This is a genomic window from Yersinia proxima (assembly GCF_902170785.1).
GTDB classification, from domain to species: Bacteria; Pseudomonadota; Gammaproteobacteria; order Enterobacterales; family Enterobacteriaceae; genus Yersinia; species Yersinia proxima.
The window spans coordinates 169,939-188,033 of sequence record NZ_CABHYG010000004.1 but is presented as its reverse complement, the minus strand read 5'-3'; the positions used below and the strand labels follow the sequence as shown (position 1 = coordinate 188,033).

Below are 18,095 nucleotides of genomic sequence, written 5' to 3'. Positions count from 1 at the left end.
TAAGGTTAACTATTTGATTTTTAGGGTAAAAAAATATTTTAAGATTTACAAAAAATTTTGATTTTACTGTTTTAAAGCCGTTGAGAACGTTAACTAAAAGTAGTATTTGTAGCTATTTTAATTCATCGTTGTCATTAAATATTAACTATTTATTCACCTCTTTGTTTGTTTTCTCTGATGGGCAAATAATGTTTGTTTAAAGATGCTGTTTTTACCCTAGAGCGGCGTCAAAAAATAACGTTTTTTTATGACAAAAACAATTATTGGCTGGTGTCATTGGTATTTATTTTGATTAGGAATAATTGCAGAAATTAATAGCCGAAAAATTTGCCATAAAAAAGCGGCGAATGCCGCTTGAGGTTAATGACAAAGTTGCTGATAGTTCAGTGAGTGAAGGGGTTGCCGCACCTAGGGGCGCTCTGGCGACTTACGTCGCTACGACCCCAACGGCACGATCCCCCTTCAATAGACTTTGCCAGCTCCGACAGATAATTAACTGAAATCTATAGAGCCGAAGGGTTACTCGCTTTTTGCCCAATAACGGCGTTTCGCCGCCTGCAATTTAGCGTAAGCACCCAGCAGCGCTTGGTGTGCTGGCAGGGCTTTGAGATCTTCATCCACACTGAACAGGCCATTGAAGCGCTCTTCACCGGCGATGGCAGCGGATGCAGCCTCTACAGCTTCCTGGCCATACATTTTCACGAATGCATTGTAATATTGAGCAGGGTCGCGATCTGGCTCTTGGGTCAACAACAACAGAGTTTGTAGGCAACGATAGTAGTTCGCCTGTTTCGCCGTGAAGACTGAAGAGTTGAAATCTTGTGTCCATTCCACCCAGATCAGCGCTTGCTCCAAATCACCGCCAGCCAGCGCCAGCATAGATTTCAACTCACCCACCCGCAGTGTGTACCAGCCGTTATCTTTACCAGAGGCGATACCCAGCAGCTCACGGACGCGGGCGAAATCATCCAACCCTTCATCATCCAGGGTCTGAATGAGTTCCAGATACTGCTCTGGTTGCCAATCACTGTCTGGTAGCGCTAGTAAGGTATCACGCAGGTGCACACCCATGGTGTTGTTCGCCATCAACAGATCTTCAGCTGGATAAATATCAGACATCCCCGGCACCAAGATTCGGCAAGCATACACCCCTAAGTGTTCATAATCGGCGATGTACACTTCGGCGTCTTCTTGCTTGAAGATAGCCATTAAGGTGGCAAATTCTTCTTCTGTCGTGCCTTTAAAGCTCCAATCCACGAAGGGATAATCAGCCTCTTGTTTAAACATATCCCAGCTGATTAGACCGCTTGAATCGATAAAGTGTGTTTCCAGATTGGTATGTTCGGCGACTTCTTCATCATCAAAGGTTGGTGCGGTGAAGACATCTAAGTCTTTGAGGCTACGGCCTTGCAACAGCTCAGTGACGGTACGCTCAAGAGCCACACCGAAGTCGGGATGTGCGCCGAATGAAGCAAAACATGTTCCGTTTGACGGGTTAAACAACACCACACAAATTACCGGGTATTTGCCACCTAAAGAGGCATCGTATGACAGGATCGGGAAACCTTCCTCTTCCAGTTTTGCGATAGCTTCTACCACGCCCGGATAGCGGTTTAACACCTCGGCCGGGATCTCCGGCAAGCTGATAGATTCCGCGATAATGCGATTTTTCACTGAACGTTCAAACACTTCAGACAATGCCTGTACGCGAGCTTCATTGGCGGTATTGCCCGCAGACATGCCGTTTGAAACATACAGATTGCCGATAATATTCATTGGAATATAGACGGTTTCTAAATCTGACTGGCGAGTGAATGGCAGAGAACAAATACCGCGCGCCGCATTCCCTGACTGCAAATCCACCAGGTCACTGGCGACCAGTTCGTTTTCCGGATCGTAAAACGCCAGCAGACGCTCATCCAGAATGCCTTCCGGCAACAAATCATCTTCAGGAATTGGGAACCATTTCTCATTTGGGTAGTGAACGAAATCACCTTCAGCAATGGCTTTGCCCAGATAGAAGTCGGCAAAGAAATAGTTAGTGGATAAACGTTCGAAATATTCGCCCAAGGCCGATGCCAGTGCGGCTTTCTTGCTGGCACCTTTACCGTTGGTAAAGCACAACGGGCAGTCACGATCACGGATATGTACCGACCAAACGTGAGGAACTGGGTTTAGCCAGGAGGCTTCTTCAATATTAAAACCGAGGTCGCTCAGTTTTTGCTGAAAGCGGGAGATGGAGTCTTCCAGCGCGGCGTCTTTGCCGGGAATAAAGGTTTGGGTCATGGTCTTCACTTTTTTGGCGGTACTAAAAACGCGCAATCATACGGGGTTTTAGTTAATAGCTCCATGTATTCCTAAAGCACAGTAAATGTCACAGTTTTAGTATGGATATTCCGGATAATTCACTAGCTTATAAATAATGGAGTCATAATATGAAATCTATAAAGCTAACTGTTTTAGCCGGAATCTTAGCAGGGATCAGCGGTTCGGCCTTTGCTCTGCCCAATATCACCTTATTGGCGACCGGGGGAACTATCGCCGGTGGCGGTGATTCAGCCACCAAATCTAACTATACTGCGGGCAAACTAGGGGTCGATGCTCTGGTTAATGCCGTGCCAGAAATGAAAAAACTCGCCAATATTCAAGGTGAGCAAGTGGTGAATATCGGCTCTCAGGATATGAATGATGAAGTTTGGTTGAAGTTGGCGAAAAAAATTAATGCTGATTGTGCCAAAACCGACGGATTCGTGATTACTCATGGGACTGATACATTGGAGGAAACCGCCTATTTCCTCGATTTAACGGTTAATTGTGATAAACCCGTGGTGATGGTTGGGGCCATGCGCCCGGCCACGGCTCTGGGTGCTGACGGCCCACTGAATCTCTACAACGCCGTAGTGGTTGCCAGTGACCCTAACTCCGCTAAACGCGGCGTGCTGGTGGCGATGAATGATACGGTGTTAACCGGCCGTGATGTCATGAAAACTAACACCACGTCGGTGCAAACTTTCCAGTCACCTAATACTGGCCCACTGGGCTATATCTATGATGGTAAAGTGAATTATCTTCATCAGCCTGCACCACGCCAGCCTGCCTTTGATATCAGCAAGCTCAATGAGTTACCGAAAGTGGGCATTATTTATAACTATGCCAATGCCTCTGACTTACCCGCTAAGGCATTGATTGAAGATGGTTATAAAGGAATTGTCAGTGCCGGTGTGGGTAACGGTAACCTGTACAAAACAGTATTCGATACACTGGCAACGGCGGCACACAATGGCGTCGCAGTCGTGCGTTCATCCCGCGTCCCCACTGGCTCTACCACCGAAGATGCTGAAGTTGATGATACCAAATATGGCTTTGTTGCTTCTGGCTCACTTAATCCACAAAAAGCACGGGTACTGCTGCAATTGGCATTAACCCAAACGCAAAAACCACAAGATATTCAAAAGTTGTTCCACGCGTATTGATAGATCCAATCTTTGACGGAGGCTTCGGCCTCCGTATCTATTTATTACCTGTAATCTGAAATAAAAATGCTAACTCCATCAACCAGCTACCTTTAATGGGAGTGCGGCAATGCTTTGTCTCTTTTTAGCTGGCAGGATAACAATAAATGAAAACTTTCGATTTCAACCGGATGGCACTGGATAAATTCCCAATCGAATTTTTAGCCGAGGTGGGTATCCGGTGTTTATTCACCTTTGTATTGGTCTTTTTATTTCTCAAACTGAGTGGCCGCCGCGGTGTGCGGCAGATGTCACTATTTGAAGTGGTTATCATTCTGACTCTTGGCTCAGCCGCCGGTGATGTCACTTTTTATGAAGATGTGCCGATGCTGCCGGTGGTCATGGTATTTATCAGTATTATGTTTTTGTATCGCTTATCCACTTTTCTTATGTCGCGCAGCGAAAAAATCCAGCAGTGGATGGAAGGGAAGCCGCTCATCATTATCAGTGATGGGATATTCGTTTGGGAAACCATGCAGCAGGAAAATATTACGCACGATGAGTTTTTTATGGAGTTGCGCCAACAAGGTGTCGAACATCTTGGTCAAGTGCGGCTGGCTATTCTGGAGGTCAATGGCGCTATCAGTGTCTTTTTCTTTAGCAAAGATAAAGTTAAGCCTGGTCTGCCTGTACTCCCTAAATGCTGTATTAAGCCATTAGTTAATATAGAAAAACCGGGTGAATACGCCTGTAGCCAATGTAGCCTGATTATCACGTTATCCAATAATTCTAGCGCGACTTGTCAACGCTGTGGTCACCACCACTGGGTCGAGGCGTTGCGTCATCAACGGGAAAAATGAGTTATCTATCATGCAACAAGGTCATGATTGAGCCACTTTTGGTGAATAACTTCAAATTAATGGCAGCTTAGCGCACAGACTGCTGTCGTAGCGGCCAGGCGTTTCTCCTTTGCTGGCGAATAACCGTTGCAGCAGGCGGAGTCGAATGATAAAACCGAGTGAGGATTTATAACGATGGCAATCTCAGTTGAGTGTGGTGAGGGGAAATGACACAGGTTTATAATTTTAGCGCAGGGCCTGCAATGCTGCCGGTCGAAGTTTTACGTCGTGCGGAACAGGAATTACGTAACTGGCATGGTCTGGGTACGTCGGTCATGGAGATCAGCCATCGCAGTAAAGAATTTATGCAGGTAGCTGAAGAGGCAGAAAAAGATCTGCGCGACCTGATGCAGATCCCAGCCAATTATAAAGTGTTATTTTGCCATGGCGGAGCACGTGCGCAGTTTGCCGCAGTGCCACTGAATTTACTGGGTGACAGCCGCAGCGCTGATTACATTGACGGTGGTTATTGGGCGCACAGTGCGGTCAAAGAAGCTCAGAAATATTGCACGCCGAATGTGATTGATGTGACGACGCATGATAACGGCGTGACAGGCATTGCTCCGATGAAACAATGGCAATTGAGTGATAATGCCGCCTATGTGCATTATTGCCCGAATGAAACCATTGACGGGCTGGCTATCAACGAAGAACCTGACTTTGGCAACAAAGTTGTGGTTGCCGATTACTCCTCATCCATTCTCTCTCGCCCGATTGATGTCAGCCGCTATGGTGTCATTTATGCCGGTGCCCAAAAGAATATCGGCCCAGCTGGTCTGACAGTGGTTATCGTGCGCGAAGATTTGCTTGGTAAAGCGCGCACTGAGCTGCCATCTATCCTTGATTATAAGGTTTTGGCAGAGAACGACTCTATGTTCAACACGCCGCCGACTTTCGCCTGGTATCTGTCCGGTCTGGTATTTAAATGGCTGAAAGAACAGGGTGGTTTAGGCGAAATGGAGAAACGTAATCAGGCTAAAGCTGAATTATTGTATGGCGCTATCGACCGCACTGATTTCTATCGCAATCAGGTCGCGACCGCGAATCGTTCCTGGATGAATGTGCCGTTCCAAATGATTGATCCTTCACTGGACAAATTGTTCTTGAGTGAAGCAGAGGCCCAAGGTCTGCAAGCCTTAAAAGGCCACCGTGTTGCCGGGGGAATGCGTGCCTCTATCTATAACGCGATGCCAATTGAAGGCGTAAAAGCATTAACCGATTTTATGGCTGACTTTGAACGTCGCCACGGTTGATTGCTCTGAGCAGATATCTATCTGCTCAAATTTATTTATCATTATGATTTAAATGTATTTATTTGGAATAACAACAGCCCCGTCCTGTGCGGGGCTGTTGCTCATAAAAGACTGGAGAGTGCTTTTCCCATGCTGGAATCCCTGACTTTACACCCCATTGCCCTGATTAATGGCACCGTTAATTTACCCGGTTCTAAAAGTGTTTCTAACCGTGCACTTCTTCTGGCAGCGCTGGCCGAGGGGACAACCCAGCTGAATAACTTGTTAGACAGTGATGACATTCGCCATATGCTCAATGCTCTACAGGCATTGGGGGTGAAATATCGCCTGTCTGCTGATCGTACCCGCTGTGAGGTTGATGGATTGGGCGGTAAGTTGGTTGCAGAGCAGCCATTAGAACTATTTTTAGGCAATGCGGGCACGGCCATGCGCCCATTGGCTGCGGCACTGTGCCTGGGGAAAAATGACATTGTATTAACCGGCGAACCACGCATGAAAGAACGGCCAATTGGTCATTTGGTTGATGCATTGCGCCAGGGCGGAGCACAGATTGATTATCTGGAGCAAGAAAACTACCCGCCGTTGCGCATACGTGGGGGCTTTCGTGGCGGTAAACTCACCGTAGACGGCAGTGTTTCCAGTCAATTCCTCACGGCACTTTTGATGACCGCTCCCTTAGCTGAACAAGATACTGAAATTCAGATCCAAGGGGAGTTGGTGTCTAAGCCTTATATCGACATTACGTTGCATCTGATGAAAGCCTTCGGTGTGGATGTCGTGCATGAAAACTATCAGGTTTTCCATATTAAAGGCGGGCAGACTTATCGCTCACCGGGTGCCTATCTGGTTGAAGGCGATGCATCTTCTGCCTCTTATTTCCTCGCCGCTGCTGCTATCAAAGGCGGAACCGTTCGCGTAACCGGTATTGGCAAAAAAAGTGTGCAAGGTGATACCAGGTTTGCCGATGTACTGGAGAAAATGGGCGCTAAAATCAGTTGGGGTGATGATTATATCGAGTGCAGCCGTGGTGAATTACAGGGTATCGATATGGATATGAACCATATTCCTGATGCTGCGATGACCATTGCTACCACTGCACTGTTTGCTGACGGCCCGACTGTTATTCGTAATATCTATAACTGGCGAGTGAAGGAAACCGACCGCTTATCCGCGATGGCGACTGAGTTGAGAAAAGTGGGCGCGGAAGTCGAAGAGGGGCAAGACTATATTCGGGTGGTGCCCCCTGCGCAGCTAATTGCAGCCGAAATAGGGACTTATAATGACCACCGCATGGCGATGTGTTTTTCGCTGGTGGCTTTATCTGACACGCCGGTCACTATCCTTGACCCGAAATGTACCGCGAAAACATTTCCTGACTACTTTGAACAACTGGCCCGATTAAGCCAGATGGCCTAATCATCAGCTTAAGATGGGTGTCGCTCGACACCCATTTCTTATTGGTTATATCGGCTAGAAAATAAATATTTCCTGTCTATCTTTCTTATCTCTTCTACACTTCTGCTACCGCCGATGGTTTTATTTTCAGCAACTAAACACCGCAGGGTAACAGTTCACTCCGATGCAGCGTATAATACTGCTCCTGTGTTTGCCCTGCCGGGTAGACAAGAGGTTTTGCCTACCGAAAGGAGAGAGAAATGACGGCGTCAGCCCCGGTGATAACCGTTGATGGACCAAGTGGTGCAGGTAAAGGTACGCTTTGCAAAGCATTGGCTGAATCGTTGGACTGGCGTTTGCTGGATTCTGGTGCGATTTACCGTGTTTTAGCTTTGGCTGCGTTGCATCATCAAGTTGATATCAGCACCGAAGAGGCATTAGTTCCACTTGCCGCACATCTCGATGTTCGTTTTGTCTCACAGAATGGGCAGTTAAAAGTGATTTTAGAAGGTGAGGACGTCAGTAATGAGATCCGCACCGAAACTGTGGGGAATACGGCATCTCAGGCGGCAGCGTTTCCTCGGGTGCGTGAAGCACTACTGCGCCGCCAGCGGGCTTTCCGTGAACCGCCCGGTCTGATTGCTGATGGTCGTGACATGGGAACCGTGGTGTTTCCAGACGCGCCGGTGAAAATATTTCTTGATGCAAGTTCGCAAGAACGAGCACACAGACGTATGCTACAGTTGCAGGAAAAGGGGTTTAATGTTAACTTTGAACGTCTTTTGTCCGAGATACAGGAGCGAGATGATCGCGATCGTAATCGGGCTATTGCACCTTTAGTCCCTGCTACAGATGCGTTGGTACTGGATTCAACCAGTATGTCCATCGAGCAGGTGATCGAACAGGCGCTGGCTTATGCCCAACGAATTCTGGCGTTGCCGTTAAAAAAATAACGACAATGCGGTCAGTTCTGAGCTCTCAACGATTTATTTTTTAAATAAAATTATTTTTGATGAGCACTTTAACCTTGCTGCAAGGATGTGTGGCGAGGCATGTGAAACAACCCCATCCGGCGGGATGCTAGATGGACGTTAAACTTAAGAATCCTGAAGATTATAAACATGACAGAATCTTTTGCTCAACTCTTTGAAGAATCCCTGAAAACAATTGAAACACGTCCGGGCTCTATCGTCCGTGGTGTTGTTGTTTCTATCGATAAAGATATCGTACTGGTTGACGCCGGTCTGAAATCTGAGTCAGCAATTCCAGCAGAACAGTTCAAGAACGCGCAAGGTGAACTGGAAATTCAAGTCGGCGACGAAGTTGACGTTGCACTGGACGCTGTTGAAGACGGCTTCGGTGAAACTCTGCTGTCCCGTGAGAAAGCTAAGCGTCACGAAGCATGGCTGATGCTGGAAAAGGCTTACGAAGAAGCTGCAACCGTTACTGGTGTGATCAACGGCAAAGTGAAGGGCGGCTTTACAGTCGAACTGAACGGCATCCGTGCGTTCCTGCCTGGTTCACTGGTTGATGTGCGTCCAGTTCGCGATACTCTGCATCTGGAAGGCAAAGAGCTTGAGTTCAAAGTCATCAAGCTGGATCAGAAACGCAACAACGTCGTTGTTTCTCGTCGTGCAGTTATCGAATCTGAGAACAGCGCTGAGCGTGATCAATTGCTGGAAAACCTGCAAGAAGGCATGGAAGTTAAGGGTATCGTTAAGAACCTGACTGACTACGGTGCATTCGTTGATCTGGGTGGCGTTGATGGCTTGCTGCACATTACTGACATGGCTTGGAAACGTGTTAAACACCCAAGCGAAATCGTCAATGTGGGCGACGAAATCACTGTTAAAGTTCTGAAATTCGACCGCGAACGTACTCGTGTATCCCTTGGCTTGAAACAGCTGGGCGAAGATCCATGGGTTGCTATCGCTAAACGTTACCCAGAAAGCACCAAGCTGACTGGTCGTGTAACTAACCTGACTGATTACGGCTGCTTCGTAGAAATCGAAGAAGGCGTTGAAGGTCTGGTACACGTTTCAGAAATGGATTGGACCAACAAAAACATTCACCCGTCTAAAGTTGTTAACGTTGGCGACGTAGTGGAAGTTATGGTTCTGGACATCGATGAAGAACGTCGTCGTATTTCTCTGGGCCTGAAACAGTGCAAATCTAACCCATGGCAGCTGTTTGCAGAAACCCACAACAAAAACGACCGCGTTGAAGGTAAAATCAAGTCTATCACTGACTTCGGTATCTTCATCGGCCTGGACGGCGGCATCGATGGCCTGGTTCACCTGTCTGACATCTCCTGGAACGTTGCAGGCGAAGAAGCAGTTCGTGAATATAAGAAAGGCGACGAAATCGCAGCTGTGGTTCTGCAAGTTGACGCAGAACGTGAGCGTATCTCCCTGGGCGTGAAACAACTTGCAGAAGACCCGTTCAATAACTACCTGTCTGTTAACAAGAAAGGTGCTATTGTTACTGGTAAAGTAACTGCAGTTGACGCTAAAGGTGCTACAGTTGAATTGGCAGGCGGCGTAGAAGGTTATCTGCGTGCTTCCGAAGCAACTCGCGACCGCGTTGAAGATGCAACGCTGGTTCTGAACGTCGGTGATGAAGTTGAAGCCAAATATACTGGCGTTGACCGCAAAAACCGCGTAATCAGCCTGTCTGTTCGTGCTAAAGACGAAGCTGATGAGAAAGATGCTATTGCTACAGTTAACAACAAGCCAGAAGAAGGCAACTTCTCTAGCGCAATGGCAGAAGCGTTCAAAGCTGCAAAAGGCGAGTAATAATAACGGGGGCGGTTTTGTCCGCCCCTATACGGTAGTTTAGCTGCAAAGCTTGGAGGTAATATGACCAAGTCTGAACTTATTGAAAGACTTGCTGGCCAGCAATCTCACGTACCGACTAAGGTCGTTGAGGATGCAGTGAAAGAAATGCTTGAACATATGGCTGGAACACTAGCTGAAGGTGAGCGCATTGAGATCCGCGGATTTGGCAGTTTTTCTCTTCACTACCGTGCTCCGCGTGTTGGCCGTAATCCAAAGACCGGCGCTAAAGTTGAGTTGGAAGGTAAGTACGTTCCACACTTTAAGCCAGGTAAAGAGTTACGCGATCGCGCGAATATCTACGGTTAAGTTGTTTTCAACTAATCGCGTTATTATGTAAAGCTGATCGAAACGGTGCCTCTAAGGGCGCCGTTTTTATTTTGGCGTTTCATTCTTTATCCCTTCTAATTTGTTCGTCATAAAACAAGCCTCCTCAATAACACTCCAACACGTTCTCGCTTATTTTAGATACATCCCGCATTTCTTCTGCTGATTCTGTAACACGATCAAATTGTTAGCGAGTCTGCTCGGAACTCCTGTCATTGATACTGGCTCTATAGCCCCTCCATAGCGAAAATCAGCTTGTTACCCATAGGGTGAACGGATGGCAATGAGGCTATTCGGGAGTCATAAAACGGACGGTTGTTTATCACTTTATCAATTGATCATGTTGCACTCGCTATTATTGCCGGACTTTTGCCCCTTATTGCGCTACCTCAGCTGCCTGGTGTTAGGGTTATCAGCATATTGCTGATATTGGGGGCACTGCTATGGGTTAGCGGCAATGCCTATTGTCAGTGCCTGACATTGGCTCTGATGAGTTTTGTATGGGGATGCTGGCAAGGAGATAACCTGTTGATGCAGATTGACCAACTGACTCAGGGAGAGCAGCAAGTCATCGCCACAATAAATACCTCACATTTAGCATGGGTGGAAGTTAATAAGGTCTTATTAGATATTCAACAGGTCAATGGGAAGAGAGTATTCCCGCCGATAAAAGTCACCGTAACATGGCAAAAGGGTCTAAATTACTGTGCCGGGCAGCAATGGAAGTTTTGGTTACGAATGCGAGGAGTGCATAGTCTGCTCAATGAAGGCGGTTTTGATAGCCAGCGCGGGGCGATAGCAAACCGTCGCCCATTACAGGGGCGAATCATTCGGGCTGAATTACTGAATGAGTCCTGTAACGCTCGCCAGCAAACTATCCGTGTTGTTGAACAGCAACTCGGATCCTATGAACAGCGTGAGATACTGCTGGCATTGGCTTTTGGCGAACGAAGCCAACTGGCTCCTCAGTATTGGATGCTGTTGCGCGATACCGGCACAGCTCATCTGATGGCAATTTCAGGTTTGCACATTGCGATGGCCGCGCTATTTGGTGGAATACTGGCGCGAGCGGTTCAGTTTTTACTTCCTGTCAGTCGTGTTGGGCCTCTGTTTCCGCTCATCACCAGTTGGTTTGTTGCACTTATTTACGTCTGGTTAGCGGGGGCGAATCCGCCAGCAGTGAGGGCGGCGATGGCATTAACACTATGGCTGCTACTCAGGATTTTTAGTGTCTCCTGCAGTGCATGGCAAATATGGTTATGGGCATTAGCGCTTATTTTGCTTAGTGAGCCTCTCGCGATACTTTCGGACAGCTTCTGGCTCTCCTGTCTGGCGGTATTTAGTTTGATATGCTGGTTTTACTGGGTTCCGCTTGCCCCGCGTTTTAAAACGGGCTGGCAGGGGCTGGTTATTCGTGGGATTCATTTACAGTTCGGCATGATGCTACTGTTAATGCCACTGCAAATAGTTTTGTTTCATGGCATTAGTTTATTTTCGATACCTGCAAACTTGTGGGCAGTGCCTCTTGTCTCCTTAATTACTGTTCCTTGCGTCTTGCTAGCGCTAGTTTTTACTCTACTTCCCTTTGTCTCTGAAGTGTTCTGGTCGTTAGCGGATATATCGTTAGCTGCGGTGCTTTGGCCGTTGAATCCGATGAGAATGGGCTGGCTATATACTGGCTCGGCATCAATTGCTATCGGATTTGGTGGTTGGCTTGCCATGCTTATCTGGCGTTTTGAATGGTGGCGTAATGACTTCATCGGGGTCATGGTGCTTTGTGTGAATTTAGTATTGTTCACCCAGCGTCGTGATGAATATCAATGGCGTGTTGATATGCTGGATATTGGACATGGTTTGGCGGTGGTAATTGAACGAGAGGGGAAGGCTATTATCTTTGATACAGGTAATCGCTGGGATACCGGTAGCATGGCGTCCAGGGTGATTTTACCTTATCTACGCTGGCGGGGTATCACTATTGAGCAAATTATTCTCAGCCATGACCATCAGGATCATACCGGGGGGATTGCTGAAATTCAGGCCGCTTATCCTATGGCTACGGTTCGTGCTCCTTTTCCCATAAAATACGCGCCAAATGCTTTGCCTTGTAAGCAAGGCTTGGTATGGCAATGGCAAGGTTTGAATTTCGAAGTTTTATGGCCTCGTAAGCAGATTATTAATGCTCAGAATGATGATTCGTGTGTTATCCGTATTGATGATGGAAAACACAGTTTATTATTGACGGGTGACCTCGAGATGAGGGGTGAAAAAGCGCTGATTAAAAGTTCACGGACTAAATTAGCCTCAACATTGCTACAAGTTCCCCATCATGGGAGCAATACATCTTCAACGCCACCTTTTCTGCGGGCTGTGAAGCCGGAATTGGCTTTTGCTTCTGTTGCACGCTATAACCAATGGCATCTTCCGGCGAGAAAAGTGATACAACGTTATCAAAAAAATAACATTATCTGGCGTGATACATCGGTGTCTGGGCAACTAAGTGTCCATTTTTACAGCGATAATTGGCAAATTAATGGTTATAGGGAACAATTAATACCTCGCTGGTATCACCAGCAATTTGGCGTTAGAGGCCATAATGAGTAGAATGGGTCGCTATTTCTTCTGGTGCTGGTATTTGCATGATGAATGATAAAGATCTATCCACTTGGCAGACGTTTCGTCGCCTCTGGCCATTGATCTCTCCTTATAAGACAGGCCTTGTTGTTGCGGCAATAGCATTAATTCTTAATGCTGCCAGTGACACTTTTATGCTGTCGTTACTGAAACCCTTGCTCGACGATGGTTTTGGCAAGGCTAACAGCTCTATTCTAAAATGGATGCCTCTGGCTGTTATTGGCTTGATGGTGGTTCGTGGTGTAACTGGTTTTGTTTCTAGCTATTGCATCTCATGGGTATCTGGCAAAGTGGTGATGCATATCCGTCGCCGCTTATTCAGCCATATGATGGGGATGCCTGTTTCCTTTTTTGACCAGCAATCAACCGGCACGCTGTTATCGCGCATTACTTATGACTCTGAGCAGGTAGCAGCATCTTCTTCTGGCGCACTGGTTACAGTGGTGCGGGAAGGGGCCTCGATTATCGGTTTGTTTATTATGATGTTTTATTACAGCTGGCAGTTGTCGCTGATTTTAATCGTCATTGCACCAATCGTGTCGGTTTCTATTCGCCTGGTTTCTAAGCGTTTTCGTAATATCAGCAAAAATATGCAAAGTACCATGGGGGAAGTGACCACCAGTGCAGAGCAAATGCTGAAAGGGCATAAAGAAGTTTTGATCTTCGGTGGCCAGAAAGTTGAAACTGAGCGCTTTGAAGCTGTCAGTAACCGTATGCGTCAGCAAGGGATGAAATTGGTTTCTGCGTCTTCTATTTCAGACCCTATCATTCAGTTGATTGCTTCCTTTGCCCTGGCATTTGTACTGTATGCAGCAAGTTTCCCAAGTGTAATGGAAACCTTGACCGCTGGTACTATTACCGTGGTTTTCTCAGCCATGATTGCATTGATGCGCCCGTTGAAGTCACTGACCAATGTGAATGCTCAATTCCAACGTGGGATGGCTGCTTGTCAGACATTGTTCACCATTCTGGATATGGAGCAGGAAAAAGACGAGGGTAAACTGGAAGTTGATCGTGCTAAAGGCGAAATAGAATTCCGCCATGTGACGTTCTACTATCCGGGCAAAGATACTCCAGCACTGAATGACATCAATATGCATATTGAAGCCGGTAAAACGGTTGCATTGGTGGGGCGCTCAGGTTCGGGTAAGTCAACTATCGCCAATTTAATGACCCGTTTCTATGATGTCAGCGAAGGCAGTATATTGTTGGATGGCCATGATTTGCGCGATTACCGACTGGGGGCATTACGCAATCAGGTCGCATTGGTGTCGCAAAATGTTCATCTGTTCAATGATACGGTTGCTAATAACATTGCTTATGCCCGTGATGAGCAATACAGCCGTGCTGAAATTGAAGAAGCTGCACGCATGGCCTATGCGATGGACTTTATCAATAAAATGGAAAATGGCCTGGACACTGTTATTGGTGAAAATGGCGTCATGCTCTCCGGTGGTCAGCGCCAGCGTATTGCGATTGCACGAGCGCTCCTACGGGATTGCCCAATATTGATTTTGGATGAAGCCACCTCGGCGCTGGATACTGAATCTGAGCGGGCAATTCAGTCTGCACTGGATGAGTTGCAAAAAAACCGGACTTCACTGGTTATCGCCCACCGGTTATCAACTATTGAGAAAGCCGATGAGATCCTGGTGATTGAGGATGGGCGCATTGTGGAACGTGGTATGCATGCTGAATTGCTAGCGAAAAAGGGCGTTTATGCTCAGCTTAACCGTATGCAGTTTGGCCAATGATTGAGCGTATCTGGTCGGGAAAGTCTTGGCTATATTTGCTCCTGCTGCCGCTGTCCTGGCTATATGGTGCTATCACCTGGCTTATCCGCATCAGTTATACTTTGGGGCTGCGCTCTGCATGGCGCGCCCCTGTGCCGGTTATCATTGTGGGTAACTTAACTGCGGGCGGCAATGGCAAAACACCGGTCGTTATTTGGCTGGTGGAACAGCTTAAACAGCGGGGTTATCGCATTGGTGTTGTGTCCCGTGGTTACGGTGGCAAATCAGATGTGTATCCATTACTGCTCTCAAACAGCACTACAACGTCTCAAGCTGGCGATGAGCCAGTTTTGATTTATCAGCGCACCGGTGCCCCAGTTGCTGTCTCGCCAAAGCGCTCTGATGCAGTCAAAGCATTACTGAAATCTCATGATCTGGATTTCATCATCACTGATGATGGTTTACAGCATTATGCATTACAGCGAGATTTTGAGCTGGTGGTGATTGACGGTGTGCGCCGCTTTGGCAATGGTTGGTGGCTACCGGCTGGCCCGATGCGCGAACGAGCTGGGCGATTGCGCTCAGTTGATGCAGTGATAACCAATGGTGGTATCGCTGCAACTGGCGAGATACCGATGCACCTGGTTGCACGGGAAGCTGTCAATTTGGTGACGGGGGAACGTTGTCCGGCACAGCAACTACAGCATGTTATTGCCATGGCCGGTATTGGTCATCCCCCACGTTTTTTCGCCACATTGAATCTGCTTGGTCTTGCCCCCAAAAAGGAATATGCCTTCGCCGATCATCAGGATTATTCATTAGCCCAACTGAGTTCGCTGACTTCCGGGCCACAAATTTTGCTGATGACTGAAAAAGATGCTGTTAAGTGCCGGGCTTTTGCTCAGCCCAACTGGTGGTATTTGCCGGTAGATGCGCAGTTACCTCCTGATCAAGCTGAACAATTACTGCTGAAGATCCAGGTACTATCCCGCCGTTCTGCGTAATCTCAGTTAGAGACTCAGGGATGCGAGCTTCAGGGCTGCTGCGCATGCAGTGAGCGAACGTTGCTGAGTTTCTTCATATAATTGCAGTTCATCGATAATTTCAGCCCCCAAGTCGTGTTGGAAATTCTGCTTGCTGGAGTGCCCGGTAAAATGACTTTTCTCTTTATCGCCTAAATTTGATTGGAAAATACCGGCGGCACTAACTGGCAGAAAATCTTCATAAACCAACGGCTCGAATTGGATCAATCCGGCATCAATTAACTCATCTAAGGTTAAACCTTGCATTAGGTCTGTTGGGGCTTTAAGGCTTTTCTCTGTCGGGAAATAGCGGAAGAAAGCCAGTTTCTGAGCGCGTATTGTCGGGTAATCATCCGGAAATTGGCTGAACTGCTCGCTAAGAATAGCCATATATTGCGCCGCATTTTCCTCATTCGCCGGAACTTGTAGTTGATCTTGTGCTGCTTGCAGCAAACGGTCATAGAGATGGCGGCCTTTCGCCGTCAGTGCCGCACCGCGCTGCTCTATTTCACCAAAACGGGCAGTATGATGCCCCTGAATAATTTCGCCATTGGGCGAGATAAAAGCGACTTTTTCCTCCATGGCCTTGAAACTGGTTTGTCGCAGCAATATTGGGCAATGGCGTGGAGGTGGCCCTTCGATTACTGCTTTAGGGGTAATGTTGTGCTGTGGCATGGCAATTTGTACTGCGTCTATATCCAGTGTCCTTGGGGTTAAGTGGTTAATATGCGGTCCCTTAAAAGCCACAACATCTGCAATTAGTCGATGCTGATCATGGAGTTGCTGATAAATCTCTGCACTGACAGTCGCCTGGTTATGCCAGCGGAATGTTTCCAGTGACTGAATAATAAAATCATCTGCCTCCTGGCTGGTCAGCCCTCCTGCGGTTTCATGCTTAACAATCAATTCAATAGCACGTGGCGTGAAAATGTTTCTTTTAGCAAGAATATCCGCAGCCCGTTGCCGTAATTGCGGTTGTTCAATCAACTCCAAACGCAGTAAAGAAGTAAAAATTCTGAATGGGCTGGCTTGTAGTGAAGCCTCATGCACAGCACGAAATGCCGTAGAGTGAACGGGGACCCCAGCCGGGGCCAGGTCATAATAGCCAACTGGAAACATACCCATAACGGCAAACAAACGGCGCAAGGTTGCCAGTTCGGCGGCAGTTCCCACCCGGATTGCGCCATGCCGTTCCAGATTTAATCGTTCAATTTCACCGGTTTGACGTAAATGGCGACTCAGCTCTGGCTGTTGCTCCATAGTGTGGCGATTCGTTTCGGCGACTAATTGCAATAAAGCCCCGTATAACGGAACTTCAACCTGATACATATCCGACATTGCACTGGAGAATCTGGCGCGAATCTCGTCGGGTGGGACAAATGGCTGATGGCTCATAATCAGGTTGCTCCTTTGGGCCAACTGAGGCACAAAATTGCCAAATAATGGCGTAGATGTTCAGTTTTTATTTTAGGTTGATATCGGTAAATTGCGGGGATCTCGCGGATAATATTGGTTTTTTATGCGTGGCATCTCATTGATACTACTGTTTGCTACATATTTCCGGATAAAGTAGTTGCATGGGGATATATTTTGTGAGTAAATAGCTGCCGGCCTGTATTACAGACCTATTTATGTGTAAGAGTGTACGAGAGTAAAGCAAAGCAGTTCCTCCCAAGACGTTATCTTTTGATGCCGCTTCAAAGACGAACCTCCTAGTATCTCCGATAAGTAACTCCCATAAGTAATGTTCCTGTTGCAGACCCGCTATTCCAATGGCGTAGAGTGCCTTATGGCAGATTTATTAGTATTTGTATTTGATAGTAAAGGTAAGAATTATGTCTAAGAAGACTGGTCAAGTTAAGTGGTTCAACGAAGCTAAAGGTTTTGGTTTCATTGAACAGCATGATGGCGGTAAAGATGTGTTTGTTCACTTCTCTGCTATCGCAACTGATGGTTTCAAGACTTTGGCTGAAGGCCAGCGTGTTTAATACACCATCCAAGACAGCCCGCGCGGGCCGGCTGCTGCAAACGTTGTTGCTCTGTAATACAGAAATATAATGTTTGAATGATCCTGGAAATTGATGATGCTGATGTGTTAGTCATCTCTCCGGATAGCAAAATTCTAAAACCCGCGATTATGCGGGTTTTTTCATATAATCAAGCTCATAGAGGTTTAATCAGAAAACTTTAGGATGGGCAACTGCATCTAAACAATAAATAAAAATGAGTTGTTAGGATGCCCAGTAAAAGGAAATTTATTATGACGTTAAAAATGGGTCGCGTGAAATGGTTCAATCAGTCTGAAGGCTACGGTTTTATTTCACCACACGACGGTAGTTTGGATGTGTATGTCAGCAAGACAGCTATTGCCAACACCAAAAACAAATCACTAAGTGAAGGGCAGAACGTTGAATTTTCTACTTATCGTAGTATTCACGGGCCGTCAGCAGCAGATGTGATCGCTTTCTAAGCAAACGGCTACCCAAGGGTAGCCGTTAGTTTTTTTGCCTCTGTTCGACAGTTTTTCTGTCGCCGGGCTTTTTTGCAGG

At 47.0% G+C, this 18,095-nt stretch carries 13 protein-coding genes and 1 pseudogene; 12 read left to right on the top strand and 2 right to left on the bottom strand.

The window, feature by feature from the left end; translation table 11 throughout:
- Positions 1 to 519: 519 nt before the first annotated feature.
- Positions 520 to 2,286, bottom strand: a complete 1,767-nt coding sequence (gene ycaO / locus FTB31_RS02885) for a 30S ribosomal protein S12 methylthiotransferase accessory factor YcaO (protein ID WP_077174139.1) — start codon at positions 2,284 to 2,286, stop codon at positions 520 to 522.
- Positions 2,287 to 2,435: 149 nt separating this feature from the next.
- Between ycaO and ansB the strand changes: the two genes are divergently transcribed.
- The 10 genes from ansB to lpxK all read left to right on the top strand — a co-directional run bounded on the left by ansB (position 2,436) and on the right by lpxK (position 15,528).
- A complete protein-coding gene (ansB, locus tag FTB31_RS02880; protein ID WP_050078459.1) occupies positions 2,436 to 3,473 on the top strand; it encodes an L-asparaginase 2 in 1,038 nt (345 codons plus the stop codon).
- A 146-nt stretch (positions 3,474 to 3,619) separates the two neighbouring features.
- Entirely contained in the window at positions 3,620 to 4,312 is a 693-nt protein-coding gene (locus tag FTB31_RS02875) for a DUF421 domain-containing protein (RefSeq protein WP_227731087.1), read from the top strand.
- Between the two features lie 206 nt (positions 4,313 to 4,518).
- Positions 4,519 to 5,604 carry a 3-phosphoserine/phosphohydroxythreonine transaminase gene (serC, locus tag FTB31_RS02870; RefSeq protein WP_077173891.1) on the top strand — a complete coding sequence of 362 codons (1,086 nt, stop codon included), beginning with the start codon at positions 4,519 to 4,521 and terminating at the stop codon, positions 5,602 to 5,604.
- A gap of 129 nt (positions 5,605 to 5,733) precedes the next feature.
- The gene (aroA, locus tag FTB31_RS02865; protein ID WP_227731086.1) at positions 5,734 to 7,020 is read left to right on the top strand and encodes a 3-phosphoshikimate 1-carboxyvinyltransferase; all 1,287 of its coding nucleotides are present in this window, start codon (positions 5,734 to 5,736) and stop codon (positions 7,018 to 7,020) included.
- A gap of 239 nt (positions 7,021 to 7,259) precedes the next feature.
- Positions 7,260 to 7,952 (top strand): (d)CMP kinase, encoded by a 693-nt coding sequence (gene cmk / locus FTB31_RS02860; RefSeq protein ID WP_005159905.1) that lies wholly within the window; start codon positions 7,260 to 7,262, stop codon positions 7,950 to 7,952.
- Between the two features lie 168 nt (positions 7,953 to 8,120).
- Positions 8,121 to 9,794 (top strand): 30S ribosomal protein S1, encoded by a 1,674-nt coding sequence (rpsA, locus tag FTB31_RS02855; RefSeq protein WP_004391091.1) that lies wholly within the window; start codon positions 8,121 to 8,123, stop codon positions 9,792 to 9,794.
- Between the two features lie 63 nt (positions 9,795 to 9,857).
- A complete protein-coding gene (gene ihfB / locus FTB31_RS02850; protein ID WP_005159907.1) occupies positions 9,858 to 10,142 on the top strand; it encodes an integration host factor subunit beta in 285 nt (94 codons plus the stop codon).
- 333 nt (positions 10,143 to 10,475) lie between these two features.
- Positions 10,476 to 12,761, top strand: a complete 2,286-nt coding sequence (locus tag FTB31_RS02845; protein ID WP_227731085.1) for a ComEC family protein — start codon at positions 10,476 to 10,478, stop codon at positions 12,759 to 12,761.
- 35 nt (positions 12,762 to 12,796) lie between these two features.
- A complete protein-coding gene (gene msbA / locus FTB31_RS02840) occupies positions 12,797 to 14,545 on the top strand; it encodes a lipid A ABC transporter ATP-binding protein/permease MsbA (RefSeq protein ID WP_020283040.1) in 1,749 nt (582 codons plus the stop codon).
- Positions 14,542 to 15,528, top strand: a complete 987-nt coding sequence (lpxK, locus tag FTB31_RS02835; RefSeq protein WP_077173893.1) for a tetraacyldisaccharide 4'-kinase — start codon at positions 14,542 to 14,544, stop codon at positions 15,526 to 15,528. Before msbA ends, lpxK begins: the two co-directional genes overlap by 4 nt.
- 6 nt (positions 15,529 to 15,534) lie before the next feature.
- Here the strand turns inward: lpxK and hglS are convergent, their stop codons facing one another.
- Positions 15,535 to 16,941: a 2-oxoadipate dioxygenase/decarboxylase HglS gene (hglS, locus tag FTB31_RS02830; RefSeq protein ID WP_227731084.1), complete on the bottom strand. Its 1,407-nt coding sequence runs from the start codon at positions 16,939 to 16,941 to the stop codon at positions 15,535 to 15,537.
- 440 nt (positions 16,942 to 17,381) lie between these two features.
- On the opposite strand from hglS, the pseudogene FTB31_RS02825 reads away from it, so the two are divergent.
- A pseudogene (locus FTB31_RS02825) lies at positions 17,382 to 17,531 on the top strand (cold-shock protein); the annotation flags it as partial.
- A gap of 275 nt (positions 17,532 to 17,806) precedes the next feature.
- Positions 17,807 to 18,016, top strand: coding sequence for a cold-shock protein (locus FTB31_RS02820; RefSeq protein ID WP_049605340.1), 210 nt, complete (start codon positions 17,807 to 17,809; stop codon positions 18,014 to 18,016).
- Positions 18,017 to 18,095: the final 79 nt, after the last annotated feature.

What these genes read in the sequence shown, in the direction of transcription:
- ycaO (WP_077174139.1), bottom strand. Translation starts at nt 2,286, where the DNA reads ATGACCCAAACCTTTATTCCCGGCAAAGACGCCGCGCTGGAAGACTCC.
- ansB (WP_050078459.1), top strand. Translation starts at nt 2,436, where the DNA reads ATGAAATCTATAAAGCTAACTGTTTTAGCCGGAATCTTAGCAGGGATC.
- FTB31_RS02875 (WP_227731087.1), top strand. Translation starts at nt 3,620, where the DNA reads ATGAAAACTTTCGATTTCAACCGGATGGCACTGGATAAATTCCCAATC.
- serC (WP_077173891.1), top strand. Translation starts at nt 4,519, where the DNA reads ATGACACAGGTTTATAATTTTAGCGCAGGGCCTGCAATGCTGCCGGTC.
- aroA (WP_227731086.1), top strand. Translation starts at nt 5,734, where the DNA reads ATGCTGGAATCCCTGACTTTACACCCCATTGCCCTGATTAATGGCACC.
- cmk (WP_005159905.1), top strand. Translation starts at nt 7,260, where the DNA reads ATGACGGCGTCAGCCCCGGTGATAACCGTTGATGGACCAAGTGGTGCA.
- rpsA (WP_004391091.1), top strand. Translation starts at nt 8,121, where the DNA reads ATGACAGAATCTTTTGCTCAACTCTTTGAAGAATCCCTGAAAACAATT.
- ihfB (WP_005159907.1), top strand. Translation starts at nt 9,858, where the DNA reads ATGACCAAGTCTGAACTTATTGAAAGACTTGCTGGCCAGCAATCTCAC.
- msbA (WP_020283040.1), top strand. Translation starts at nt 12,797, where the DNA reads ATGATGAATGATAAAGATCTATCCACTTGGCAGACGTTTCGTCGCCTC.
- lpxK (WP_077173893.1), top strand. Translation starts at nt 14,542, where the DNA reads ATGATTGAGCGTATCTGGTCGGGAAAGTCTTGGCTATATTTGCTCCTG.
- hglS (WP_227731084.1), bottom strand. Translation starts at nt 16,941, where the DNA reads ATGAGCCATCAGCCATTTGTCCCACCCGACGAGATTCGCGCCAGATTC.
- FTB31_RS02820 (WP_049605340.1), top strand. Translation starts at nt 17,807, where the DNA reads ATGACGTTAAAAATGGGTCGCGTGAAATGGTTCAATCAGTCTGAAGGC.